Consider the following 644-nt stretch of genomic DNA (forward strand, 5'->3'; position numbering starts at 1 on the left):
TACGAGACGAACATACGCACCATCTATTTTGAATAAATCTGAACGAGACTTGATGAACTCACCGAGCTTCAACGGGAAGTTTTTCGGCTTCTTCACGCGTCCGCCGAGAGCCGACATCATCGTGTCGGGATTTTCTTTGAGAAAGTCGACGATGGCGTTGGCGTATTCGTCACTGTTCATTTTCTTATCGGTGGTCGGCGTCTTCGGAGTAGCCGGCGCCTTTTTAGAGACCGGCGTCGTCATTTTCTGTTTCTTCGCCGAGGAGCCAGGCGTCGATTCCGCCAAACGCTTGGTCGCAGAACGGATCACGTTAATATCTTCAGACACGTCGGAATCAGAAGAATCGTCGGAGTCTTCAGAGTCGGACGAATCGGATGAATCGTCTTTGTTTTTACCATCCACCGGACCATCATCGCTGTCGGATTCGTCCTCGTCGGAAGAATCGTCGTCGCTGTCTTCAGATGCAGACTCAGACTCAGACTCAGACTCAGACTCAGACTCAGATTCAGATTCGCTCGACACTTCCTTAACGGACTTCTTCGCTGATTTCGGCGTCGCCTTATTTACGGAAGGCGCCGGTTCCTCCGACTCAGAGTCCGACTCAGAGTCTGATTCGGAATCGCTCCCCCGGGCATGCTCCATGA

General features: G+C 51.9%; 1 protein-coding gene. It reads right to left on the reverse strand.

The annotated features are described in order from the left end of the window. The coding region (locus tag QF777_12065; protein ID MDP6912271.1) for a hypothetical protein at positions 1-522 on the reverse strand (522 nt) is incomplete at its 3' end. Positions 523-644 lie beyond the last annotated feature (122 nt).

The sequence above is a fragment of the Acidimicrobiales bacterium genome (assembly GCA_030747595.1).
Classification (GTDB): Bacteria; Actinomycetota; Acidimicrobiia; order Acidimicrobiales; family MedAcidi-G1; genus UBA9410.